The organism is Streptomyces pseudovenezuelae, assembly GCF_001513955.1.
In the GTDB taxonomy this organism is placed as follows: Bacteria; Actinomycetota; Actinomycetes; order Streptomycetales; family Streptomycetaceae; genus Streptomyces; species Streptomyces pseudovenezuelae.
Genome location: NZ_KQ948144.1, coordinates 1235057 through 1258735, shown reverse-complemented (window position 1 = coordinate 1258735; position 23679 = coordinate 1235057). Strand labels below are relative to the sequence as shown.

The 23679-nt window shown below is 70.0% G+C and carries 19 protein-coding genes; 1 reads left to right on the top strand and 18 read right to left on the bottom strand.

The genetic code is table 11. The features are described 5' to 3' along the window. Positions 1 to 8: 8 nt before the first annotated feature. From AQI94_RS05530 to AQI94_RS42530, 4 genes are all read right to left on the bottom strand, one after another. On the bottom strand, positions 9 to 479 hold the full coding sequence (locus AQI94_RS05530) for a GNAT family N-acetyltransferase (RefSeq protein ID WP_031042880.1): 471 nt from the start codon (positions 477 to 479) through the stop codon (positions 9 to 11). After that, positions 476 to 1420 carry an RluA family pseudouridine synthase gene (locus tag AQI94_RS05525; RefSeq protein ID WP_031042878.1) on the bottom strand — a complete coding sequence of 315 codons (945 nt, stop codon included), beginning with the start codon at positions 1418 to 1420 and terminating at the stop codon, positions 476 to 478. Before AQI94_RS05525 ends, AQI94_RS05530 begins: the two co-directional genes overlap by 4 nt. Positions 1421 to 1492: 72 nt before the next feature. Further along, positions 1493 to 2068, bottom strand: coding sequence for a signal peptidase II (gene lspA / locus AQI94_RS05520; RefSeq protein ID WP_031042875.1), 576 nt, complete (start codon positions 2066 to 2068; stop codon positions 1493 to 1495). A gap of 61 nt (positions 2069 to 2129) precedes the next feature. Then, entirely contained in the window at positions 2130 to 3464 is a 1335-nt protein-coding gene (locus AQI94_RS42530; RefSeq protein WP_078902687.1) for a TraR/DksA C4-type zinc finger protein, read from the bottom strand. Positions 3465 to 4051: 587 nt separating this feature from the next. Here AQI94_RS42530 and ileS point away from each other — a divergent pair. Then, a complete protein-coding gene (gene ileS / locus AQI94_RS05505) occupies positions 4052 to 7183 on the top strand; it encodes an isoleucine--tRNA ligase (RefSeq protein WP_031042868.1) in 3132 nt (1043 codons plus the stop codon). 150 nt (positions 7184 to 7333) lie between these two features. Here the strand turns inward: ileS and AQI94_RS05500 are convergent, their stop codons facing one another. From AQI94_RS05500 to AQI94_RS05435, 14 genes are all read right to left on the bottom strand, one after another. Beyond that, positions 7334 to 8500, bottom strand: a complete 1167-nt coding sequence (locus AQI94_RS05500; protein ID WP_031042865.1) for a DivIVA domain-containing protein — start codon at positions 8498 to 8500, stop codon at positions 7334 to 7336. A 52-nt stretch (positions 8501 to 8552) separates the two neighbouring features. Continuing rightward, positions 8553 to 8843 (bottom strand): YggT family protein, encoded by a 291-nt coding sequence (locus AQI94_RS05495; protein WP_031042862.1) that lies wholly within the window; start codon positions 8841 to 8843, stop codon positions 8553 to 8555. A 50-nt stretch (positions 8844 to 8893) separates the two neighbouring features. Next, on the bottom strand, positions 8894 to 9535 hold the full coding sequence (locus tag AQI94_RS05490; protein WP_007381413.1) for a cell division protein SepF: 642 nt from the start codon (positions 9533 to 9535) through the stop codon (positions 8894 to 8896). A gap of 129 nt (positions 9536 to 9664) precedes the next feature. Next, a complete protein-coding gene (locus AQI94_RS05485) occupies positions 9665 to 10384 on the bottom strand; it encodes a YggS family pyridoxal phosphate-dependent enzyme (protein ID WP_031042860.1) in 720 nt (239 codons plus the stop codon). A gap of 6 nt (positions 10385 to 10390) precedes the next feature. Next, positions 10391 to 11119 (bottom strand): peptidoglycan editing factor PgeF, encoded by a 729-nt coding sequence (pgeF, locus tag AQI94_RS05480; protein WP_031042857.1) that lies wholly within the window; start codon positions 11117 to 11119, stop codon positions 10391 to 10393. Next, positions 11116 to 12312, bottom strand: a complete 1197-nt coding sequence (gene ftsZ / locus AQI94_RS05475; RefSeq protein WP_007381416.1) for a cell division protein FtsZ — start codon at positions 12310 to 12312, stop codon at positions 11116 to 11118. Before ftsZ ends, pgeF begins: the two co-directional genes overlap by 4 nt. A gap of 287 nt (positions 12313 to 12599) precedes the next feature. Then, on the bottom strand, positions 12600 to 13394 hold the full coding sequence (locus tag AQI94_RS05470) for a cell division protein FtsQ/DivIB (RefSeq protein WP_031042854.1): 795 nt from the start codon (positions 13392 to 13394) through the stop codon (positions 12600 to 12602). Between the two features lie 19 nt (positions 13395 to 13413). After that, complete coding sequence (gene murG / locus AQI94_RS05465; RefSeq protein WP_031042851.1) at positions 13414 to 14508, bottom strand: undecaprenyldiphospho-muramoylpentapeptide beta-N-acetylglucosaminyltransferase; 1095 nt, start codon at positions 14506 to 14508, stop codon at positions 13414 to 13416. Between the two features lie 6 nt (positions 14509 to 14514). Continuing rightward, the gene (ftsW, locus tag AQI94_RS05460) at positions 14515 to 15876 is read right to left on the bottom strand and encodes a putative lipid II flippase FtsW (protein WP_031042848.1); all 1362 of its coding nucleotides are present in this window, start codon (positions 15874 to 15876) and stop codon (positions 14515 to 14517) included. A gap of 166 nt (positions 15877 to 16042) precedes the next feature. Next, positions 16043 to 17485 carry a UDP-N-acetylmuramoyl-L-alanine--D-glutamate ligase gene (gene murD / locus AQI94_RS05455; protein ID WP_199814311.1) on the bottom strand — a complete coding sequence of 481 codons (1443 nt, stop codon included), beginning with the start codon at positions 17483 to 17485 and terminating at the stop codon, positions 16043 to 16045. After that, positions 17467 to 18540 (bottom strand): phospho-N-acetylmuramoyl-pentapeptide-transferase, encoded by a 1074-nt coding sequence (mraY, locus tag AQI94_RS05450; RefSeq protein ID WP_031042843.1) that lies wholly within the window; start codon positions 18538 to 18540, stop codon positions 17467 to 17469. The genes murD and mraY overlap by 19 nt, the downstream gene beginning before the upstream one ends. Next, positions 18537 to 19937, bottom strand: a complete 1401-nt coding sequence (locus AQI94_RS05445) for a UDP-N-acetylmuramoyl-tripeptide--D-alanyl-D-alanine ligase (protein ID WP_031042840.1) — start codon at positions 19935 to 19937, stop codon at positions 18537 to 18539. The genes mraY and AQI94_RS05445 overlap by 4 nt, the downstream gene beginning before the upstream one ends. A 4-nt stretch (positions 19938 to 19941) precedes the next feature. Beyond that, positions 19942 to 21462, bottom strand: coding sequence for a UDP-N-acetylmuramoyl-L-alanyl-D-glutamate--2,6-diaminopimelate ligase (locus tag AQI94_RS05440; RefSeq protein ID WP_031042835.1), 1521 nt, complete (start codon positions 21460 to 21462; stop codon positions 19942 to 19944). A gap of 237 nt (positions 21463 to 21699) precedes the next feature. Then, positions 21700 to 23676: a peptidoglycan D,D-transpeptidase FtsI family protein gene (locus AQI94_RS05435; RefSeq protein WP_062229604.1), complete on the bottom strand. Its 1977-nt coding sequence runs from the start codon at positions 23674 to 23676 to the stop codon at positions 21700 to 21702. Positions 23677 to 23679 lie beyond the last annotated feature (3 nt).

The following is a 23679-nucleotide window of genomic DNA, read 5'->3' as shown; positions in this document are numbered from 1 at the left end:
GCCGACCGTCAGAGAACGCGCCGCATGGCCCGGTGCGGCATCCCCGCGTCCAGGAACCCGGGCCCGTACGCCACGTACCCCAGCCGCTCGTAGAACCCCAGCGCGTGCGTCTGGGCGTGCAGGTCCACAGCCGCCAGCCCCCGCGCGCGTGCCGCCTCCTCGACGGCCCGCACAAGGGCGGCCCCGACCCCGAGCCCGCGCGCGTCCTGGGTCACGGCGAGCCGCCCCAGCGAACCCACCGACTGGTCACCGCCGGTCTTCCCGGCCGCCGCGTCGCCGAACAGCAGCCGCCCGGTCCCGAGCGGCACCCCGTCCTCCCGCACGGCCAGCACATGGACCGCCACGGCGTCGTAGGCGTCGTACTCGATGTCCTCGGGCACGCCCTGCTCGCCGACGAAGACCTCCTTGCGCACCGTGAAGCAGGCCTCACGGTCGGCGGGGTCCTCGGCGACCCGCACCTCGTACGCGGGCGTGCTCACCCGTAGGTCTCCTCACGCACCAGGTCCAGGGCCTGCTGGAGGTCGTCCGGATACTCGCTCGCGAACTCCGCCCACTCCCCGTCCCCGGGGTGCTCGAAGCCGAGCCGCACGGCGTGCAGCCACTGCCGGGTCAGCCGCAGCCGCTTGGCGAGCGTCGGGTCGGCGCCGTACGTCAGGTCGCCGACGCACGGGTGGCGGTGGGCCGCCATGTGGACGCGGATCTGGTGGGTGCGCCCGGTCTCCAGCTTCACGTCGAGCAGGGAGGCCGCGCGGAACGCCTCGATGAGGTCGTAGTGCGTCACGGACGGCTTGCCCTCGGCGGTGACGGCCCACTTGTAGTCGTGCTGGGGGTGCCGGCCGATGGGGGCGTCGATGGTGCCGCTGGTCGGGTCCGGGTGGCCCTGGACGAGCGTGTGGTACCGCTTGTCGACCGTGCGCTCCTTGAACTGCCGCTTGAGCGAGGTGTACGCCCGCTCCGACTTGGCCACGACCATCAGCCCCGAGGTGCCCACGTCCAGCCGGTGCACGATGCCCTGGCGCTCGGCGGCACCGGAGGTGGAGATGCGGTACCCGGCGGCGGCGAGCCCACCGATCACGGTCGTCCCGGTCCAGCCCGGCGACGGGTGCGCGGCCACGCCGACCGGCTTGACGATCACGACCACGTCGTCGTCGTCATGGACGATCTCCATGCCCTCGACCGGCTCGGCGACGATCTGCACCGGCGCGGGCGCCTGGGGCATCTCGACCTCCAGCCAGGCCCCGCCGTGCACCCGCTCGGACTTCCCGACCACCGACCCGTCGACCATGACCTTCCCCGAGGCGGCGAGCTCGGCCGCCTTGGTGCGGGAGAAGCCGAACATGCGGGAGATGGCGGCGTCGACGCGCTCGCCCTCCAGGCCGTCGGGCACGGGCAGGGTACGGACCTCGGGAATGGTGCTCACCCGTCGAGTATGCCGGACGGGTGAGACAGCCCCGACCGAGCCTGTGGAAAACCCGGGCTCAGTCCTTGTGGATCAGTCCTTGTGGACGGTCCCGTCCGGGTCGAGGCCCTTGAAGGACAGCAGCACGATCAGGATGCCGCCGCACACGATCGCCGAGTCGGCGAGGTTGAAGACCGCGAAGTGCTTGGGCGCGATGAAGTCCACGACCGCGCCCTCGAAGACGCCGGGCGAGCGGAAGAGCCGGTCGGTGAGGTTGCCGAGCGCGCCGCCGAGCAGCAGCCCGAGCGCGATCGCCCAGGGCAGGCTGTAGAGCTTGCGGGCGAGCCGCGCGATGACCACGATCACGGCCGCCGCGATCACCGTGAAGATCACGGTGAAGGCCTCACCGAAGCCGAAGGCCGCGCCCGCGTTGCGGATCGCCTCCAGCTTCAGCCAGTCCCCGATGATCTCGATCGGCTCGTGGTGCTCCAGCCTGGCGACCACGATCATCTTGCTGACCAGGTCGAGGGCGTACGCGAAGGCGGCCACCGTGAACAGCACGGCGATCCTGCGCTTGCCCCTGGACCGCGCCGTCCGGTCCTGCTCCGGCTCGGCCCCCGCCGCCTCTGGGGTATCCGGCGTACCGATGATGCGCTCCGCCTCTGCCACGTGAGTCCCTCGACCTAGGTACCTGACTGAGGACGAGGGTACGACACGCCTGCAAGCACCCTCAGTACCGGCGTTCCTGCTTCTGCTTGCACTCCACGCACAGGGTCGCGCGCGGGAAGGCCTGCATCCGCGCCTTGCCGATGGGGTTGCCGCAGTTCTCGCACAGGCCGTAGGTGCCGGCGTCGAGCCGTCCCAGGGCCCGTTCGGTCTGGATCAGCATCTCGCGCGCGTTGGCCGCGAGGGCCATCTCGCTCTCGCGCGTGATGTTCTTGGTCCCGGTGTCGGCCTGATCGTCGCCGGCGCCGTCCCCGGAGTCCCGCATGAGCCCCACCAGGGACTCCTCGGACGTGGCGATCTCGGTGCGCAGCCGCAGGGCCTCGGCCGTCAGCTCGGCGCGCGCCTCCGCGACCTCGTCGGGCGTCCACGGATCCTCACCTGGGCGCACCGCGAGTTCGCCGGGCTCCACCGCGGCGACACGCGCGTTGGGTAGGGCGGTCTTCGCCGCTGTGGCCGTGCCAGGGGTCTTCTTCGCAACCACGGTCGTGGCTCCCGTCTGCTTCGCGGCCTCGGCCGCGCCCGCCTTCTTGGCCGTGCTCTTCCTGGCCGCCCTCCTGCTGAGGGTGTTCTTCCCGGAGGTGCCCTGCCCGGCGTCCCCCTGCGGGACCCCGGCCTCCGTGGCGGCCGTCTCCTCGACCGCGGTGTCCTTCACGGCCGTCTTCTTCCCCGCGGCCTTCGTCGCGGCTGTTTTCCTGACCGCGCTCTTCGGCGCGGCTGTCTTCCCGGCCGCGCTCTTCGGCGCCGCCGTGCTCTTCGCCGCGCTTCCGGTCGCGGCCGTGCTTTTCGCGGCGGTCTTCTTCGTGACCGCCTTCTTCTTCGGCGCCGACGCCGCTTTCCCGGCAACCGGGCTCTTCTCGGCGACCGCCTTCCCTGCGGCCGCCTTCTTGGTGACAGCGGACTTCTCCGTCACCGCTTTCTCGGTCACCGCTTTCTTCCTGACCGCCTTCTTCGCGCCCGCTTTCTTCGTGACGGCCTTCTTCGCGCCCGCGGTCTCTTCGGTGCTCCCGGCCTTCTTCGTCGCCGAGGCCTTGGCCGTCGCCGTCTTCTTCTTCGTGACCGAGGCCTTGCCGACGCCCTTGGTGGCCTCCGTCGTCCCACCGACCGGAGCCTCCTCCGCCCCGGCCAGGGAACCCGTGGCCTTCTTCGCGACGCTCTTCGCCGCCGCCCCGACCGCCTTCACGGCTTTGGCCGCCACGTCCTTGCCGGAGGACGCGGCCCCGGACGCCACCCCGCGCGCGTGCTTCTTCCCGCCCGCGTCCTTGGCCTCGCCGCCAGAGGCACGGGCATGGGTGGACCGGCCCGACGCCGACTGCTGTACGGCGGTCTTTTTCGCCACCATGCCGCGGCCCCTTCACATATTGTGATCTTGCTCGCGAATCGTGCTGGGACGATAAATCGACTTGAGTCCCGCGGCAACGGGGCACGCCGCCCGATTCGCCCTCCCCGCGCGTGCGGGGCGGGAAGCATGCATGCGTTGTGCCCAGCTCCCCGCCGGGTAATCCGCCCGGCTGTCCGTCCCGGAATCCGAACAGCCGTGCCGCTCCATTCGGGTCACGCGACGCCCCCGGTCGGCCTCCGCGCCCGGCCCCGGAAATCCGGTCGGCCACTGTCCCCGGGGCGCCGTACACTGGGCGGAGCGAAAAGCGTGGATGGGGACGAGTAGCGGCGTACGCAGCCCAGAGCGACCCGGGGACGGTGGAAGCCCGGGGGCGAGCGCGACGCGAAGATCACCCCGGAGCCGCCGGAAGAACCTCCAGCAGGGGGCGTAGACCCGGCATCGCGACCCCAATGAGGGGGCTCACCGGCACACACCCCGTGTCGGCGGGCCAAGGAGGGTGGTACCGCGGGAGCGCGCCGAGACCGGCGTAGAGAAGAAGGCTCTCGTCCCTCCGGACGGAAGGCAGCACATCCGCCGGAGGAAGACTGATGACGCAGTACCGCCAGGTGCCCGCCCAGGTCGACCTGCCCGCCCTCGAGCACGCGGTGCTCGACTTCTGGCGTGAGCAGAAGATCTTCGCCAAGACCCTGGAGCAGTCCGAGGGCCGCCCCGAGTGGGTGTTCTACGAGGGCCCGCCCACCGCCAACGGCATGCCGGGCGCCCACCACATCGAGGCCCGCGTCTTCAAGGACGTCTTCCCCCGCTTCCGCACCATGCGCGGCTACCACGTGGCCCGCAAGGCCGGCTGGGACTGCCACGGCCTCCCGGTGGAGCTGGCGGTCGAGAAGGAGCTCGGCTTCAGCGGCAAGAAGGACATCGAGGCGTACGGCATCGCCGAGTTCAACGCCAAGTGCCGCGAGTCCGTGACCCGCCACACCGACGCCTTCGAGGCGCTCACGACCCGCATGGGCTACTGGACCGACCTCCAGGACCCGTACCGCACGATGGACCCGGAGTACATCGAGTCCGTCTGGTGGTCGCTGAAGACGATCTTCGACAAGGGCCTGCTGGTCCAGGACCACCGCGTCGCCCCCTGGTGCCCCCGCTGCGGCACCGGCCTGTCCGACCACGAGCTGGCGCAGGGCTACGAGACGGTCGTGGACCCGTCCGTGTACGTCCGTTTCCCGCTCACCTCCGGTCCGCTCGCCGGCGAGGCAGCGCTCCTGGTGTGGACGACGACCCCCTGGACCCTGGTGTCCAACACGGCGGTCGCCGCGCACCCGGAGGTCACCTACGTCGTCGCGACCGACGGCGAGGAGAAGCTCGTCGTCGCCGAGCCGCTGCTCGCCAAGGCGCTCGGCGAGGGCTGGGAGCCCACCGGCCAGTCCTTCACCGGCGCCGAGATGGAGCGCTGGACCTATCAACGTCCGTTCGAGCTGGTCGAGTTCCCGGCACCGGCGCATTACGTCGTGAACGCGGAATACGTCACGACCGAGGACGGTACCGGCCTGGTCCACCAGTCCCCCGCCTTCGGTGAGGACGACCTCAAGGTCTGCCGCGCCTACGGCCTGCCCGTGGTGAACCCGGTCCGCCCCGACGGCACCTTCGAGGAGGACGTCCCCCTCGTCGGCGGCGTCTTCTTCAAGAAGGCGGACGAAAAGCTCACCGAGGACCTCCAGCAGCGCGGCCTCCTCTTCCGGCACATCCCGTACGAGCACAGCTACCCGCACTGCTGGCGCTGCCACACCGCGCTCCTCTACTACGCGCAGCCTTCCTGGTACATCCGCACCACCGCCGTCAAGGACCGCCTCCTCCAGGAGAACGAGAACACCAACTGGTTCCCGGAGACGGTCAAGCACGGCCGCTTCGGCGACTGGCTGCAGAACAACATCGACTGGGCGCTGTCCCGCAACCGCTACTGGGGCACCCCGCTGCCGATCTGGCGCTGCGAGGACGACCACCTCACCGTCGTCGGCTCCCGCGCGGAGCTCACCGAGCTGACCGGCACGGACCACTCCGAGCTGGACCCGCACCGCCCGTACATCGACGACGTCACCTTCGCGTGCCCCCAGTGCCAGAAGGCGGCCACGCGCGTGCCGGAGGTCATCGACGCCTGGTACGACTCGGGTTCGATGCCGTTCGCGCAGTGGGGCTACCCGTACAAGAACAAGGAACTGTTCGAGTCCCGCTACCCGGCCCAGTTCATCTCCGAGGCCATCGACCAGACGCGCGGCTGGTTCTACACGCTGATGGCCGTCGGCACCCTGGTCTTCGACAAGTCGTCGTACGAGAACGTGGTCTGCCTCGGCCACATCCTCGCCGAGGACGGCCGCAAGATGTCCAAGCATCTGGGCAACACCCTGGAGCCGATCCCGCTGATGGACCGGCACGGCGCCGACGCGGTGCGCTGGTTCATGGCGGCCGGCGGTTCCCCGTGGGCGGCCCGCCGGGTGGGCCACGGCACCATCCAGGAGGTCGTCCGCAAGACGCTCCTGACGTACTGGAACACGGTCGCCTTCCAGGCCCTGTACGCCCGTACGTCGAACTGGGCGCCCAGCGCGGCGGACCCGGCCCCGGCCGACCGCCCGGTCCTGGACCGCTGGCTGCTGTCCGAACTGCACGCGCTGACCGACCAGGTCACCCAGTCCCTGGAGGCGTACGACACCCAGCGCGCCGGCAAGCTCCTGTCGGCGTTCGTCGACGACCTGTCCAACTGGTACGTACGCCGGTCCCGGCGCCGCTTCTGGCAGGGCGACAAGGCCGCGCTGCGCACGCTGCACGAGGTCGTCGAGACGGTCACCCAGCTGATGGCCCCGCTGACGCCGTTCATCACCGAGCGGGTCTGGCAGGACCTGGTCGTGCCGGTCACCCCGGGCGCCCCGGAGTCGGTGCACCTGGCCTCCTGGCCGGAAGCGGACCTCTCCGCGATCGACCCGGAACTGTCGAAGCAGATGGTCCTGGTGCGTCGGCTCGTCGAGCTGGGCCGCGCCACGCGCGCGGAGTCGGGTGTGAAGACCCGTCAGCCGCTGTCCCGGGCGCTCATCGCCGCGACCGGGTTCGACGCCCTCGACCGCGAACTGCACGCGCAGATCACGGAGGAGCTGAACGTGACCGCGCTCGCCTCCCTCAGCGAGGTCGGCGGCAGCCTGGTCGACACCACGGCGAAGGCCAACTTCCGCGCGCTCGGCAAGCGGTTCGGCAAGCGCGTCCAGGACGTGGCCAAGGCCGTCGCGAACGCCGACGCGGCCGCGCTCTCCCTCGCCCTGCGCGAGGGCACGGCGTCGGTGGAGGTCGACGGCGAGACGATCACGCTCGCCCCCGACGAGGTGATCATCACGGAAACGCCGCGCGAGGGCTGGTCGGTGGCGTCCGACTCGGGTGCGACGGTGGCCCTGGACCTGGAGATCACCGAGGAGCTGCGTCAGGCCGGCCTCGCCCGTGACGCGATCCGCCTGATCCAGGAGGCCCGCAAGAACAGCGGCCTCGACGTGGCCGACCGCATCGCGCTGCGCTGGACCTCCGCGGACCCGGCCGTGATCGCGGCCCTGTCCGAGCACAGCGCCCTGATCGCCGACGAGGTCCTGGCGACGGACTTCGCCCAGGGCGAGGCGGACGACACCTACGGCGAGCCCTTCACCGAAGAGGGCCTGTCCCTGACCTTCCGTCTGCGCAAGGCATAAGGCAGAGCGAGAAGGCCCGGTCCTCTCGGGGACCGGGCCTTCCTCATGCCTACGACACTGTGATCAACACGCGTAAAAGGGAGGGGCCCCGGATGAAAATCCGGGGCCCCTCCCTGAACGCTGCCGACGCCTAAGGCGTACTAGAGGCCGTCAGTTGTCGTCCTCGTCGATGAGGAAGCCACGCATGGGCGAGGGAGCCTGCCCCATCGGGCCGGGACCCTGCGGCCGCACCGGCGCCATCGGCTGGGTCATCGCGGGCGACATCTGCTGCTGGCCGCCGTAGGACGGACCGGCCGGCGAAGGACCGCCGCCCATGCCCTGGTTGCCACCGTACGCCGGGGCGCTCGCACCGGCCGGAGCCATGGAAGGCGCCGGGGACGGCGGCAGCGACGCGGTCGCCGGGGTACGCGGCGGAGCCAGCGAGTCGTCGGCCTGGGTCTCCAGCTGACGCAGCTGGGACTCGAGGTACGACTTCAGACGCGTGCGGTACTCGCGCTCGAAGCCGCGCAGGTCCTCGACCTTGCGCTCCAGCGTGGCGCGGGCGGACTCCAGGGAGCCCATCGCGACGCGGTGCTTCTCCTGCGCGTCCCGCTCCAGGGCGTCGGCCTTGGCACGGGCGTCACGCTCAAGACCCTCGGCACGCGAACGCGCCTCGCCGACGATCTTGTTGGCCTCGGAACGGGCCTCCGCGATCGCCTGGTCGGCGGTCTGCTGGGCCAGCGAGAGGACTCGGGCGGCGCTGTCGCCACCGGGGCCCTGACCGGGGCCGCCCATCGGACCACCCATGGGGCCGCCCATCGGGCCACCCATCTGCTGCTGCATGGGCGGCTGACCGCCCATGGTGCCCTGACCCATCGGACCCTGACCCATGGGCCCCTGGCCCATCGGACCGGGACCCTGCGGGCCTCCCTGGCCGCCACTGGGACCGGCAGGCAGCTGCGGCGCACCGCTCGGCAGCTGGGGCGGGCCACCCATGGGGCCACCCATCTGCTGCTGCGGCGGACCGGATATGCCGGCCGGCACGGGGCCGCCGGGACCGGGCCCACGCATGCCCTGCTGCGGCATCCCCTGGCCGGGCATGCCACCCTGCTGCTGGTCCTGCTGCTCCGGGGGCTTGCGCATGTTCTGCTGGTTCTGGGCAGCAGCACGCGTCGCCGCGGCCAGCTTGGCGCGCAGGTCCTCGTTCTCGCGCAACAGGCGGGTCAGTTCGGCTTCGACCTCGTCGAGGAAGGCATCGACCTCGTCCTCGTCATAGCCTTCTCGGAGGCGGACGGTCGTGAACTGCTTGTTCCGCACGTCCTCGGGGGTCAACGGCATCTCTTCACCTCAACGTAGTCATCGGCAGTCGGCAAGACCGTATCGTCCACAGTCACCTCGCCAGGTTTCCCATGACGGTGATGAGGATGTAGACGATGATCATCAGCACGAAGAAGGACAGGTCGAGCGCCACGCCCCCGAGACGCAGCGGCGGGATGAACCGCCGCAGAAGCTTCAACGGTGGATCGGTGACAGTGTAGGTGGCCTCCAGAACGACCACCATCGCCTTGCCGGGTTGCCACGAGCGGGCGAACTGGAAGACGTAGTCCATGACCAACCGGAAGATGAGCACGATGAGGAACACCATCAGCGCGATGTAGATCACCTGCGCGAACACGCTCATGGTCTTTCTTTCCCTCTCCCCTGTTCGTACTTCGTTCCGGTTGTTGCTTCTCAGCTCTGGTTGAAGAACCCGCCCTCTGCGATGCGGGCCTTGTCCTCCGCCGTGACATCGACGTTAGCAGGCGACAACAGGAACACCTTCTGCGTCACCCGCTCGATGCTGCCGTGAAGACCAAACACCAAACCGGCCGCAAAGTCGACAAGTCGCTTGGCGTCTGTGTCATCCATCTCAGTCAGATTCATGATCACCGGGGTGCCCTCACGGAAGTGTTCCCCGATGGTACGGGCCTCGTTGTAGGTCCGGGGGTGAAGTGTGGTGATCCGGTAAGGCTCTCGTTCCGACACGACCTTGGGCATGATCACCGGTGCGTTCTTCTCCAGGCTTGCGCGCTCTTGTGTGATGGATGCCACGGGCGCGATGCGCGCCGGACGCACCGATTCCGCGGCGAGCGAAGAGGATCGGGGCACCGGGTCGCGCGGCACCGAGGACTGCACAACTCTGACCGATTCGTCCCTTTCAGGCTGAAGTGCCTGATGTGACTGATGAGACGGCTCATGCCGTCGACGGTCCCGCTCGGGCTCCGGATCGAGTTCCGGTTCGAAGTCGTCGTCGGGGTCGAAACCGCGGCCGTCGTACCCATCGTCCTCCACGAGGCCGAGGTAGACCGCCATCTTGCGCATCGCGCCGGCCATTCTCTGAGTCCTCCGCTCTGTGGTGGATCGGCTGACGACTGCCAAGTGCCCGCGATCCACGAGGTCGTTATGACCGCCTTTCGGCGGTAATGACCATATTTTCTGCTGTGGTCCGACTTCCTGGCGACGTTACCCGAGCCTGGGGCGGACTCCGAGTACCGCGGTGCCGACGCGCACATGTGTCGCCCCTGCCGCCACGGCCTGTTCGAGGTCCGCGCTCATCCCTGCCGAGACCATGTTCGCAGCCGGATGGTCCCGGCGCAGGTCGGTCGACAAATCCATCAACCGCTCGAACGCCGCCTGTTCGCGTCCCGCGTACTCCCCGGTGAGCGGAGCGACGGTCATCAGTCCGTCGAGCCGCAGCCCCGGAGCCCGGGCCACGAGACCGGCCAACTCCCCGATTCCGCCCGGTGCCACACCACCCCGCTCCCCTCGCTCGCTCGCACCGGCGTCGAGGGCCACCTGGATCAGGCAGCCCACCTCGCGCTCGGCCTTCACGGCCTCCTTGGAGAGGGCCGTCACCAACTTCGAACGATCGACGGACTGCACGAGATCCGCGTAACCCACCACGGATCGCACCTTGTTGGTCTGCAATTGACCAACAAAGTGCCAAGTCAGTGGCAGATCCGAGCATTCGGCGGCCTTGGGGGCCGCGTCCTGGTCCTTGTTCTCGGCGACGTGGCGCACCCCGAGCTCGGCGAGGATCCGCACATCGCTCGCGGGGTAGGTCTTGGTGACCACGATGAGGGTCACCTCGTCCCGCGCCCGCCCGGCGGCCGCACACGCGGCAGCGATCCGCTGCTCCACCTTCGCCAGGTTTGCGGCGAGTTCGTCCTTACGGTCCGTCATGCCCCATCAGTCCAGCCAGACATATCCCGCGAGTCGCCCCGTGGTGCGATCGCGGCGATACGAGAAGTGGTCGTCCGACTCCAGCGTGCACACCGGCGACTGCCACCGGTCGCGCACCCCGAGCCGGTCGAGCTGCGCGTGCACCGCGGCGGTCACGTCGACCGCGGGCGTGCCCCAACTCGTTTCGGCGTGCGCCGCGGGCTCGACCGCGGCGACGTCGGCGCGCATCTCCTCGGGCACTTCGTAGCACCGGCCGCAGACGGCGGGGCCGGTGCGGACGACGATCCGGGCGGGATCGGCGCCGAGTTCGGTCATCGCGCGTAGCGCGGCCGGGACGACTCCGGCCACCATGCCGGGGCGGCCCGCGTGGGCCGCCGCGGCGATCCCGGCGACCGGGTCGGCGAGCAGCACCGGGGTGCAGTCGGCGGTGAGGACGGCGAGGGCGAGACCGCGTTCGGCGGTGACGACCGCGTCGACCCGGGGCACCGGCTTGTCACCCCAGGGCTCGGAGACCACCACGACGTCCGCCCCGTGCACCTGGTTCATCCAGACCACCCGGGCGGGATCGAGTCCGAGCGACTTGGCGGCCAGTTCGCGATTGGTCCGTACGGCGTCGGGGTCGTCGCCGACCGCCCCGCCGAGGTTGAGCTCCTCATACGGAGCGGCGCTCACCCCGCCCCACCGGTCGGTGAAGGCGAAGTGCGCGCCGCTCACGCTGTCGCGCTGTCCTATCACTTCAGGAAGTCCGGCACGTCCAGCTCCTCGGCCGCACTGTCCGAGTAGCTCCGGGACGGCGGGACGGGCGGGGCCACCGGGAGGTCGGCGGCCGGCTCGGGCGCGGGCTCCGGGTCCTCCTTCGGCGTGACGCTGCCGAGCGAGCCGAAGGACGGACGGCTCTCGGTCTGCCGTACCGGAGTGGGCTCCTCGCGGCGGGCCGAGGTGGAGGACGAACCCATGACCGTCTCGCGGCGGGTCGGGGGCTGGCCCCCGTCGAAGCCGGCGGCGATCACGGTGACGCGGACCTCGTCGCCGAGGGCGTCGTCGATGACCGCACCGAAGATGATGTTGGCCTCGGGGTGGGCGGCCTCGCTCACCAGCTGGGCCGCTTCGTTGATCTCGAACAGACCGAGGTCGCTGCCGCCGGAGATGGAGAGCAGCACGCCCCGGGCGCCGTCGATGGACGCCTCCAGGAGCGGCGAGGAGATCGCCATCTCGGCCGCGGCCACCGCGCGGTCGTCGCCGCGGGCCGAGCCGATGCCCATGAGTGCCGAACCGGCCTCGGACATGACCGACTTGACGTCGGCGAAGTCGAGGTTGATCAGGCCGGGTGTGGTGATGAGGTCGGTGATGCCCTGGACACCGGAGAGCAGGACCTGGTCGGCCGACTTGAAGGCGTCGAGCACCGAGACCTGGCGGTCCGAGATGGACAGCAGCCGGTCGTTGGGGATGACGATGAGGGTGTCGACCTCTTCGCGGAGTTCCGCGATGCCGTCCTCGGCCTGGTTGGCGCGGCGCCGGCCCTCGAAGGTGAACGGCCGGGTGACCACGCCGATGGTGAGGGCGCCCAGCGAGCGGGCGATGTTGGCCACGACGGGCGCGCCGCCGGTGCCGGTGCCGCCGCCTTCACCGGCCGTCACGAAGACCATGTCGGCCCCCTTGAGGACCTCCTCGATCTCCTCGCGATGGTCCTCGGCGGCCTTGCGGCCGACGGCCGGGTTGGCGCCGGCGCCGAGTCCGCGGGTGAGTTCGCGGCCGACGTCGAGCTTGACGTCGGCGTCGCTCATCAACAGCGCCTGCGCGTCGGTGTTGATGGCGATGAACTCGACGCCCTTGAGACCGACCTCGATCATCCGGTTGATGGCATTGACACCACCGCCGCCGACACCGATGACTTTGATGACTGCGAGGTAGTTCTGCGGTGCTGCCACGTCGAAGGCCTCTCGCCTCGAGTTACGTGTCGCCGAACCGGCGAAGCACTGCTGCCTCGCGATCCGTCGACTGATGCCGAATGGGACGGTCCGTAGCGCCGACCCGAACCCTAACGCTGAAGTTTAGGGTTACCAGTGTGTCTGTTCCCTGGAGTCTTCTGAACAGGACACTAAGTCGACAAGTGGCGCACGTTCAACGAACACGCCGAACCTCCCGTTTTTCTTTTCACCCTATGTGATCAGCCGTAGCAGTGCCCAACCAGGGTGCTGGCCTGCGCTGATGTGCGTCAACTCCCCGATGACGCAGGGGCCGTGGGAACGCTGACGTCGAAGTGCCGCGCATCGGGGGCGGCTTTCATGAGAGCGGTGAGCGTACGGGCCTTGGCGGCGCCGCTCTCGCCGCTCCCCCAGGCGACGGTACGGCCGCCCCTCAACTCCAGTGAGATGTCGTCGTACGAACGCACCTTGACGGAACGGGTCGCGCGCGCGACGTCGACCGGAATGTCACCTGCCACGCGCACCGCTTCGCGCACGAGGCGCACCTCGCCGAAGCGGCGCAGGCTCGCGGCGCGGGTGTCCGGTCGGCCGAGCGTCAATTCCAGTGCGGGGACGCCTTTCGGGGCTACGGGAACCGTGGCGAACCGGACACCTTCATCGTCCACTTCGACAAAGTTTCCGCCCTTTTGGACAAGCAGAACCGGAGTACGCTCAGTCACTTTCAGCCCGATTCCATGGGGCCAGGATCGAGCGACATCAACCGAGTCAATTCGGGGCAATTTCCGGCGCAGTCGTGCCTCGATCGCATCGGTGTCGACGGAAATCAGCGGTGCGCCGACCGGAACGTCCGCGGCTTCGCGGACCTGTTCCGGAGTCAGCACCAGGGTTCCCGAGACCGACACGCGCTCGACACGGAGCCACTGGGAGCCGTACAACAGCCAGACGGCGCCCGCGGAGAGCAGCGCGAGCGCCACGGCGAGGATGATGATCGTACGAAGTCGACGCACCCTCAACCGCCGGGCGGGAGGCGGGCCGGACGACTCCTGCTGGCGTTCACCGCGCTCGGCGGTCGTCGATCCGGCCACGCCCACTCCCTCTTCCTGGCTACTGGCGTCGGTGCGAGGCGATCGCCTCGTACACCATGCCGACGAGCAGGTCGTCGGCGTCCCGGCGGCCGAACTCGGCGGCGGCGCGGGACATCTCGTACAGCCGGTGCGGGTCGGCGAGCACGGGCAGGACGTGACCCCGTACCCACTCGGGCGTCAGTTCCGCGTCGTCGACCAGCAGTCCGCCGCCGGCCTTGACCACCGGCTGGGCGTTCAGCCGCTGTTCGCCGTTGCCGATGGGCAGCGGGACGTAGGCGGCCGGAAGCCCGACGGCGGAGAGTTCGGCGACGGTCATCGCGCCCGCGCGGCAGAGCATCATGTCGGCCGCGGCGTACGCGAGGTCCATCCGGTCCAGGTAACTTACCGGGATGTACGGGGGCATTCCCGGCATCTGCTGCACATGCGGCAGTTCGTTCTTGGGACCGACCGCGTGCAGGATCTGGATCCCGGCCTGCTGGAGCAGGGGCGCGACCTGCTGGACGACCTCGTTGAGGCGCCGGGCGCCCTGCGAGCCGCCGGAGACCAGCAGCGTCGGCAGGTTCGGGTCGAGGCCGAACATGTGCCGGGCCTCGGGGCGGACGGCGGCCCGGTCCAGGGTGGCGATGGTGTGGCGCAGCGGGATGCCGATGTAGCGGGAGTTGCGGAGCTTGCTGTCCGGCGTGGCGACGGCGACCTGGGCCGCGTACCGGGAGCCGATCTTGTTGGCGAGGCCGGGACGGGCGTTGGCCTCGTGGATCACGATCGGCACGCCGAGCCGCTTGGCGGCGAGGTAGCCGGGCAGCGCCACATAGCCGCCGAAGCCCACGACGGCGTCGGCCTTGGTGCGCTCCAGGATCTGCTCCGTGGCCTTGATCGTGCCGCGCAGCCGGCCCGGGACGGTGATCAGCTCCGGGGTCGGCTTACGGGGCAGCGGGACGGCCGGGATGAGCGCGAGCTCGTAGCCGCGCTGCGGGACGAGCTTGGTCTCCAGGCCCCGTTCCGTGCCCAGGGCCGTGATCCCCACGGTCGGGTCCTGCCTGCGCAGGGCGTCCGCGAGGGCGAGCGCGGGCTCGATGTGGCCGGCGGTCCCCCCACCGGCGAGTACGACATGCACCGAAATTCACCGCTCTCCGGACGAGCGCGCCGGTGAGGCGCGCCGTCGCATCGTGTTCCATCTCCGAGGCCCCCGTGCCGGCACGGCGCCTCCCGCCCGCTTTCTACCAAAGCGGGGTTGCCGCATCGAAAGCGCCACCCGCGCAGCGGGATCGTCACGCGCGAACGCGATCAGCAGCCCGATGGCGAACATGGTCGGCAGCAGGGCGGACCCTCCGTAGGAGAACAGCGGGAGCGGGACACCGGCGATCGGCAGCAGACCGAGCACCGCACCGATGTTGATCACTGCCTGAGCGGTGATCCAGGTGGTCACGCCTCCCGCGGCATACCTCACGAAGGGGTCCTCCGTGCGTCCGGCCACGCGGATACCCGCATAGCCTAGAGCCGCGAAGAGAGCGAGTACCGACAGCGTCCCCGCGAGGCCCAGTTCCTCACCGGTGACGGCGAAGATGAAGTCGGTGTGGGCTTCGGGTAGTTGGCCCCATTTTTCCACACTGGCGCCGAGCCCGGAGCCGAAGATTCCGCCGGAGGCCAGGGCATAGATGCCGTGCACGGCCTGCCAGCAGTCGGCGCCCCCCGACCTGGGCTCGGTGGCGCCGATGCAGGCGAGCCGGGCCATGCGGTTGGGGCTGGTCTTGATGAGGATCACCCCGATCAGCCCGGCGATCGACAGCACCCCGACGAACAGCCGGGTCGGGGCCCCCGCGAGCCACAGCAGGCCGAACAGGATCGCCGTCAGGATGATCGCCGTGCCCATGTCGCCGCCGAGCATGATCAGTCCGAGCAGCAGGAAGGCGACCGGGACGAGCGGCACCAGCATGTGCTTCCACTGGGTCAGCAGCTTCTTGTCCTGCTTGCGGGCGAGCAGGTCGGCCGCCCACAGTACGAGGGCGAGCTTCCCGAACTCACTGGGCTGGATCTGGAAGGAGCCGCCGAGCGAGATCCAGTTCTGGTTGCCGTTGACCGACATCCCTATCCCCGGCACCTGCACGAGGGCCATCAGGAAGACCGCGCCCGCCAGGATCGGGTAGGCGAGTGCCCGGTGCAGCTTGACCGGCATCCGGGAGGCGATCAGCAGCAGCACGGCACCGATGGCGGCGGCCAGGAACTGCTTGCGGAAGAAGAAGGATCCCGGCAACGACATCTGCAGGGCCGTGATCTGGGAGGCCGAGTACACCATCACCAGACCGAGCACGGTGATCAGCAGGCTGCCGCCGAGGATCAGGTAGTAGGCGGTCAGCGGCCGGTCCCAGGCCTTTCGCGCACGCGTGTAGAGCCGCAGGACGGGGTTCTCGCGTGCGGGCCCGGGAGCGGCGGGACGCCTGGGGGCCCGCTGGACGGGCGGCCGTCCGGTCCGGCTAGTCGGCATGCCTCACCGCCAGCCCCCTGGGGGCGCGGAACTGCGTCGAATCCGCGGCTACCGCCGCGTGGGCGCGAGCGGCCCCCACGACCCGCAGCCGACAACGAACCGCCCACATCCGAGTCACCCGTCCCTCCAAGGGTCCCGTGGCGCCCGACCCGGCCGAGACCCGCCGTCAGGCGCCCGCGCCGGCGAGTCCGCGAACCGCCTCCGCGAACGCTTCCCCGCGCTTGTTGTAGTTGGCGAACATGTCCATCGACGCACAGGCCGGCGCCAACAACACGGTGTCGCCTGCGACGGCGAGACGCGAAGCCTCCTGGACAGCCGCCGGCATCGCCCCAGTGTCGGTCCGGTCGAGGTCCACCACGGGTACCTCCGGGGCGTGTCGCGCGAGGGCTTCACGGATCAGGGCGCGGTCCTGGCCGATGAGCACGACCCCGCGAAGTCGCTTTGCCGACTTGGCGACGAGCTCGTCGAAGGTCGCGCCCTTGGCGAGCCCGCCCGCGATCCACACGATCGACTCGTAGGCCGCCAACGAGGCTTGTGCCGCGTGGGTGTTGGTGGCCTTGGAGTCGTCCACGTAGGCGACCGAGTCCACGTCGGCCACGTGGGAGATGCGGTGGGCGTCCGGGGCGAAGTCCCGCAGCCCGTCCCGTACGGCCCTCGCGGGCACCCCGTATGCGCGTGCGAGGGCCGCCGCGGCAAGGGCGTTGGCGATGTTGTGCGGGGCCGGCGGGTTCACGTCGGAGACCTCGGCGAGCTCCTGGGCGTTCTTGTGCCGGTCCTCGACGAAGGCCCGGTCGACCAGGATGCCCTCGACGACACCGAGTTGGGACGGCCCGGGGGTGCCGAGGGTGAAGCCGATCGCCCGGCACCCCTCCTCGACGTCCGCCTCTCGCACCAGGTCCTCGGTGGCCTTGTCGGCGACGTTGTAGACGCAGGCGACCCGATTGCCCTCGTAGATCCGGCCCTTGTCGGCGGCGTACGCCTCCATGGAACCGTGCCAGTCGAGATGGTCGGGCGCGAGATTGAGCACGGCGGCGGAGTGGGCGCGCAAGGAGGGCGCCCAGTGGAGCTGATAGCTCGACAACTCCACGGCCAGGACGTCGTACTGCTCGTCGCCGAGCACCGCGTCCAGGAGGGAGACACCGATGTTGCCGACGGCGGCGGTGCGCAGGCCCGCGGCCTTCAGGATCGACGCCAGCATCTGGGTGGTGGTCGTCTTGCCGTTGGTGCCGGTGATCGCCAGCCAGGGGGCCGCGTCGGGGCCCCTGAGACGCCAGGCGAGTTCGACGTCGCCCCAGATCTCCAGGCCGGCCTCACGGGCCGCCGTGAACAGCGGCTTGTCCGGCTTCCAGCCCGGTGCGGTGACGACGAGTTCGGTGCCCTCGGGCAGGGTCGCGCCGTCACCGAGGCGCACGGTGATGCCCAGCGCCTCCAACTCGGCGGCCTGCTCACGCGCGCGTGCGTCGTCGCCGTCGTTGACGACCGTGACGTGCGCCCCGCGCGCGTGCAGCGCCTTGGCCGCCGGGATGCCGGAGACACCGAGTCCGGCGACGGTGACGTGCCTGCCCTGCCAGTCGAGGTGCTCCGACGAGGTCACTTTTCCGCTGCCCATCCCGCGTAGAAGAGGCCCAGGCCGACGATCACACAGATGCCCTGGATGATCCAGAAACGGACCACGATGAGGACTTCGGACCAGCCCTTGAGTTCGAAGTGGTGCTGGAGCGGCGCCATCCGGAAGACGCGCTTGCCGGTCAGCCGGAACGAACCGACCTGGATGACCACCGACATGGTGATGAGGACGAACAGACCGCCCATGATGGCGACCAGGAGCTCCGTGCGGGAGAGGATCGCGAGGCCGGTCAGGACACCGCCGAGCGCGAGCGAGCCGGTGTCGCCCATGAAGACCTTGGCCGGTGAGGTGTTCCACCACAGGAAGCCGAGACAGGCGCCCATCAGCGCGGAGGCGATGACCGCCAGGTCGAGTGGATCTCGCACCTCGTAGCAGGCACCCGGGTTGGTCAGGGTCTGCGCGTTGGCGCAGGACTCCTGGAACTGCCAGACGCCGATGAACGTGTAGGCGCCGAAGACCAGCACCGAGGCACCCGTGGCCAGGCCGTCCAGACCGTCCGTGAGGTTCACGCCGTTCGACATCGCGAGGATCATGAACAGCGCCCAGACCACGAACAGGATCGGGCCGATCTTCCAGCCGAAGTCGGTGATGAACGACAGCTTCGTGGAGGCCGGGGTGTTGCCGCGGGCATCCGGGAACATCAGCGCGAGCACCGCGAAGCTGATGCCGACGATCAGCTGACCGGCCATCTTCGCCTTGGCGCGCAGGCCCAGCGAACGCCGCTTGACGATCTTGATGTAGTCGTCGAGGAAGCCGACCAGGCCCATGCCGCACATCAGGCCGAGCACCAGCAGACCCGAGAAGGTGGGCGGGTAACCGGTGATGACCTTGGACAGGAAGTAGGCGACGACCGTCGCCAGGATGAAGGCGATACCGCCCATCGTCGGCGTACCGCGCTTGCTGGCGTGCTCACGCGGGCCGTCGTCCCGGATGTACTGGCCGTAACCCTTGCGCGCGAGCAGCTTGATCAGCAGCGGGGTGCCGACCAGGGTCAGAAAGAGGCCGATGACTCCTGAGAACAGGATCTGCTTCATCATCGGGCGGCAACCTCACCCTCGGCGTCGAGCAGCGCCTGGGCGACGCTCTCCAGACCGACCGAACGGGACGCCTTCACGAGGACGACGTCTCCCGGGCGCAATTCACTGCGCAGCAGGTCGACCGCCGCCTGTGCGTCGGACACGTGCACCGACTCCTCACCCCACGAACCCTCGTTATATGCGCCCAGTTGCAGCCAGGACGCTTCCCTGCCCCCGACCGCGACGAGCTTGCCGACATTGAGCCGGACGGCGAGCCGTCCGACCGCGTCGTGCTCGGCGAGTGCCTCGTCCCCGAGCTCGGCCATCTTGCCGAGCACCGCCCAGGTCCGCCGCCCCTTGCCCATCGCCGCGAGCGCGCGCAAGGCCGCTCGCATGGACTCGGGGTTCGCGTTGTAGGCGTCGTTGACGATGGTCACGCCGTCCGGGCGCTCGGTGACCTCCATACGCCAGCGGGAGAGGGAGCCCGCCTCGGAGAGCGCGGTGGCGATCTCGGTTGCGGACATGCCCAGCTCATGGGCGACGGCGGCCGCGGCGAGCGCGTTCGACACGTGGTGCTCACCGTACAGGCGCATGGTCACTTCGCTTGCACCGGAGGGTGTGTGAAGCAGGAAGGCGGGCTGTCCGCTGTCCGTGAGTCGTACGTTCTCGGCGCGAACGTCCGCTTCGCCGGACTCTCCGAAAAGGATCACCTTCGCCTTCGTTCGGGACGCCATGGCCCGTACGAGAGGATCGTCGGCGTTGAGGATCGCCGCACCCTCCTCGGGGAGCGCCTCCACCAACTCGCCCTTGGCCTGCGCGATCTGCTCACGGCCGCCGAACTCGCCGATGTGGGCGGAGCCGACGTTGAGGACCAGGCCGATCTTCGGGGGCGTCAGATCCGTGAGGTAGCTGATGTGGCCGATCCCGCGGGCACCCATCTCCAGGACGAGGAACTTCGTCTCCTCGGTGGCGGTGAGCGCGGTGAGCGGCAGCCCGATCTCGTTGTTGAGCGAGCCCGGCGTGAACACCGTCGGCGCCTTGCGCCGGAGCACCTGCGCGATCAGGTCCTTGGTGCTGGTCTTGCCGGCCGAGCCGGTCAGGGCGACGAGGGTCGCGCCGAGCCGTCGTACGACATGACGTGCGAGGGCGCCGAGGGCCGTCTGGACGTCGTCGACGACGATCGAGGGCACCCCGACCGGACGCTGCGCCAGCACGGCCACCGCGCCCGCCCGGACGGCCTGGTCGGCGTAGTCGTGGCCGTCGACGCGCTCCCCCACGAAGGCGGCGAACAGGCTGCCGTCCTTCACCTGCCGGGAGTCGATGACGACGGGCCCGTGCACCTGCGCCGACGGATCCGGTATGTCGTGCGTCTGCCCGCCGACGACTGAGGCGATCTCGGCGAGAGAGAGGGCGATCACAAGTTCATCCCTGGGTCTTCTGGATGGCTTCTCGAAGCACCTGGCGGTCGTCGAAGGGACGGACCACCCCGGCGATGTCCTGGCCCTGCTCGTGGCCCTTGCCGGCGACCAGTACGGTGTCGCCCGGCCGCGCGCGGGCGACTGCTGCGGCGATCGCGGCGGCCCGGTCCTCGAAGACCTGGACCTCGCCACGCTCGTGTGCCGGTACGGACGCCGCCCCCTGGAGCATGGTTGCGAGAATCGCGAGGGGATCCTCGGAGCGGGGGTTGTCGGAGGTCAGTACGGCGGTGTCGGCGAGGCGGGCCGCGGCCGCGCCCATGGGCCCCCGCTTGGTCGTGTCACGGTCGCCTCCGCAGCCGAGCACGATGTGCACCCTGCCCTCGGTGACCTTGCGGAGCGCCTTGAGCACCGACTCGACGGCGTCGGTCTTGTGGGCGTAGTCCACGACCGCGAGGTAGGGCTGCCCGGCGTCCACGCGCTCCAGACGGCCCGGTACGCCCGGTACCGCGGCGACGCCGTCGGCGGCGGTCTGCGGGTCGAGGCCGGCCGCGGCCAGGGCGACGATCGCGGCGAGGGTGTTCGCCACGTTGAAGGGGCCCGCGAGCGGAGACCTGGCGCTGATCCGCTCGTTCTTGGGGCCGATCACGGTGAACGTCGAGTCCATGGGGCCGACTTCGACGTCCTCGGCACGCCAGTCGGCGTCCGGGTGGCCCTCCGCGGAGAAGGTGACGACCGGGACCGTGGCCTCCTTGACGAGCCTGCGGCCGTACTCGTCGTCGAGGTTGACGACGCCGAGACGGCTGCGTTTCGGCGTGAAGAGCTGCGCCTTCGCCTGGAAGTAGTCCTCCATGTCGGAGTGGAACTCCATGTGCTCCGGACTGAGGTTGGTGAAGACCCCGATGTCGAAGACACAGCCGTCGACCCGGCCGAGGACCAGGGCGTGGCTGGAGACCTCCATGGCGACCGCCTCGACCCCGCGCTCGCGCATGACCGCGAACAGGGCCTGGAGGTCGGTGGCCTCGGGCGTGGTGCGCTCGGACTTGATGCGTTCGTCGCCGATGCGCATCTCGACGGTGCCGATCAGACCGGTGGACCTGACCCCCTTGAGACCGCCCTCGACGAGATAGGCCGTGGTGGTCTTGCCGGAGGTGCCGGTGATCCCGATCTGGAGCAGGTCCTGGCCGGGGTGGCCGTAGATCGTGGTGGCCAGTTCGCCCATGCGTGCGCGGGGGTCCTCGACGACCAGCACCGGAAGCCCGGTCGCGGCGGCGCGCTCGGCGCCCGTCGGGTCGGTCAGCACCGCGACCGCGCCGAGGCCGACGGCCTGGGTGACGAAGTCGGCGCCGTGCAGACGGGCGCCGGGGAGGGCGGCGTACAGGTCGCCGGGGCGGACGGCGCGCGAGTCATGGGTGATCCCCGTGACCTGCGCGGCGTGCTGCGGCGGCTCGGCACCCAGCTGATCGGCGAGTTCCGCGAGGGGTGTGGCGGAGACCCGGACCGGCCGGGGCGGTCCCGGATAGGTCACGGGTGCGCCCTTCTGGGTGGTTTGGGACTGATCAGCGTGTGGCACGGCGGTGAGCGTACCGGGCGCACCCGCCTCTGGGCGAAGTGAGGGGCGGGGGACGCCCTGGTTCCCGGGATCGGAGGTGATCGTCGTCACGAGGTGGTTCCTGGTGGCCTTTCCGAGGTGCTGATGAGGTGCTGATGAGGCGTTGGCGAGGTGGTGCGGGCGAGGTGCCCGCCGGTGCCGACGCCGTGCCGATCAGGGCGTGTAGGTCACTGGCAGCTTCGCGGCCTTCGCCCCCGTGGGCGGGACCTGGAGGGTCTTCAGGGCGAACTCCATGACCTGCTTGTAGACGGGTCCGCAGATCTGGCCGCCGAAGTAGCTGCCGCTGGTGGCGTTCTGGATGGCGCAGTAGACGGTGATCCGGGGCTTGTCGGCGGGCGCGAAGCCGGCGAACGACGAGGTGTAGCCCTTGTACTTGCCGGTGGCCGGATCCACACGGTTGGCCGTGCCCGTCTTGCCCGCGACCCGGTAGCCGGGGATGCGCGCCTTGGTGCCGGTGCCCTCCTCGTCGTCCACGACCGACTCCAGCATCTGGGCCAGCGTCCTGGCCGTCTTCGCGCTGACGACCCTTGTCTCCTTGGGCTTGGCGGCGGGTGTGAAGCGTCCGTCGGGCCCCTTCGTGCCGCGCACGAGCGTGGGTTCGACGCGGACACCGCCGTTGGCGATCGTCGAGTAGACGGACGCGGCCTGCATGGCGTTGAGGGACACGCCCTGGCCGAAAGGAATCGTGAACTGCTGCGAGGTCGACCAGTCCGCGGGCTTGGCCAGGATGCCCGGCGTCTCGCCGGGGAAGTCGAGCCCGGAGTAGCGGCCGAGGCCGAACTTGCGCAGGTAGGAGTAGAGGACCTGGTTGGCCTGCGCCTGGGTCTTGCCGAGCTGGCCGGTGGCCAGGATGGTGCCGATGTTGCTGGACTTGGCGAGCACGCCGTTGAGCGTGAGGTACCAGGTCTCGTGGTCGATGTCGTCCTTGAAGAGCCGGTCGCCGCGGTGCAGCCGGTTGGGCACGATCACGTGCGTGAGCGGAATGGCGACGCCCTGTTCCAGTACGGCGGCCATGGACATGACCTTGGCGGTGGAGCCGGGCTCGTAGGCGTCCTGGAGGGCCGCGTTGCCCATGTTCACCGAACTCGCCTTGGACAGGTCGTTCGGGTCGAAGCCGGGCGAGTTGGCCATGGCGAGGACCTGGCCGGTCCGCGTGTCCTGCACTATCACGTACCCGCGGTCCGCCTTGGACTCCTTCACCTGGTCGGTGATGGCCTGCTGGGCGGCCCACTGGATGTCGCGGTCGATGGTGAGCTCGACGTCGCTGCCGGGTACCGCGGGGGTCTCGGTGGAACCCACGGTGGGCACCTGGCGGCCGCCGGACTGGGCGTAGCGGATCTTGCCGTCCTTGCCGGCCAGCAGGGAGTTCAGCTGCTGCTCGACACCGCCGCCGCCCTTGCCGTCGGCGTTGACCCAGCCCAGTATCCCGGCGGCGAGATCGCCGTTCGGGTACACGCGCTTGGTCGTCGGCACGGACAGGACGCCCCCGAGGACGTTGGCCGTGCCCGGGTCGGTCTCGCTCTTGGTGGCGAGCGCGGACCTGAGGTCCTTGATCTGCTTCCACACCTGCGGGGTCTGCCGGTTGGCGAGCAGGACGTAGCGGAGCTTCTTGTCCTTGGGCCGCAGCTTCCTGACGATCGTCTCCTGCTCCTGCCCCAGGATCGGGGCGAGCAGGGCGGCGGCCTGCTCGGGGCCGTCGTCGATCTTCAGCTGCTTGCGGGTGAACAGCGTGGGGTCGGCCGTGATGTCGTACGCGTCCTCGCTGGCCGCGAGGGCCACTCCGTCGCGGTCGGTGATCCCGCCCCGCTCGGCGGCGAGCGTGTAGCCGACGTACCGGTTCTGCTCGGCCTTGGCGGCGTACGTGCTCGCGTCGACGGCCTGCACCTGGAGCAGGCGTACGACGAAGGCGGCCAGCACCAGCGTCAGCGCGAGGCCGACCAGGCGCAGCCGGGGGCGGGGGCTGCCCAGGCGGATGGTCTTGGGGGCCGCGGGGCGGGGCGCCGACGGGCGGCGGGCCGGGCGGGCGCCGGGGCCCGGGCGCGGCCGGCCGACGGGGCGGGCGGAGCGCTCGGGGCGCGCGGGTCCCGGCACGCGGCGGCGCGGCGGCTGCCTGCCGAAGTCGTCGGACACTTC

What these genes read in the sequence shown, in the direction of transcription:
- AQI94_RS42530 (WP_078902687.1), bottom strand. Translation starts at nt 3,464, where the DNA reads ATGGTGGCGAAAAAGACCGCCGTACAGCAGTCGGCGTCGGGCCGGTCC.
- ileS (WP_031042868.1), top strand. Translation starts at nt 4,052, where the DNA reads ATGACGCAGTACCGCCAGGTGCCCGCCCAGGTCGACCTGCCCGCCCTC.
- AQI94_RS05500 (WP_031042865.1), bottom strand. Translation starts at nt 8,500, where the DNA reads ATGCCGTTGACCCCCGAGGACGTGCGGAACAAGCAGTTCACGACCGTC.
- AQI94_RS05495 (WP_031042862.1), bottom strand. Translation starts at nt 8,843, where the DNA reads ATGAGCGTGTTCGCGCAGGTGATCTACATCGCGCTGATGGTGTTCCTC.
- AQI94_RS05490 (WP_007381413.1), bottom strand. Translation starts at nt 9,535, where the DNA reads ATGGCCGGCGCGATGCGCAAGATGGCGGTCTACCTCGGCCTCGTGGAG.
- AQI94_RS05485 (WP_031042860.1), bottom strand. Translation starts at nt 10,384, where the DNA reads ATGACGGACCGTAAGGACGAACTCGCCGCAAACCTGGCGAAGGTGGAG.
- ftsW (WP_031042848.1), bottom strand. Translation starts at nt 15,876, where the DNA reads ATGCCGACTAGCCGGACCGGACGGCCGCCCGTCCAGCGGGCCCCCAGG.
- murD (WP_199814311.1), bottom strand. Translation starts at nt 17,485, where the DNA reads ATGGGCAGCGGAAAAGTGACCTCGTCGGAGCACCTCGACTGGCAGGGC.
- mraY (WP_031042843.1), bottom strand. Translation starts at nt 18,540, where the DNA reads ATGATGAAGCAGATCCTGTTCTCAGGAGTCATCGGCCTCTTTCTGACC.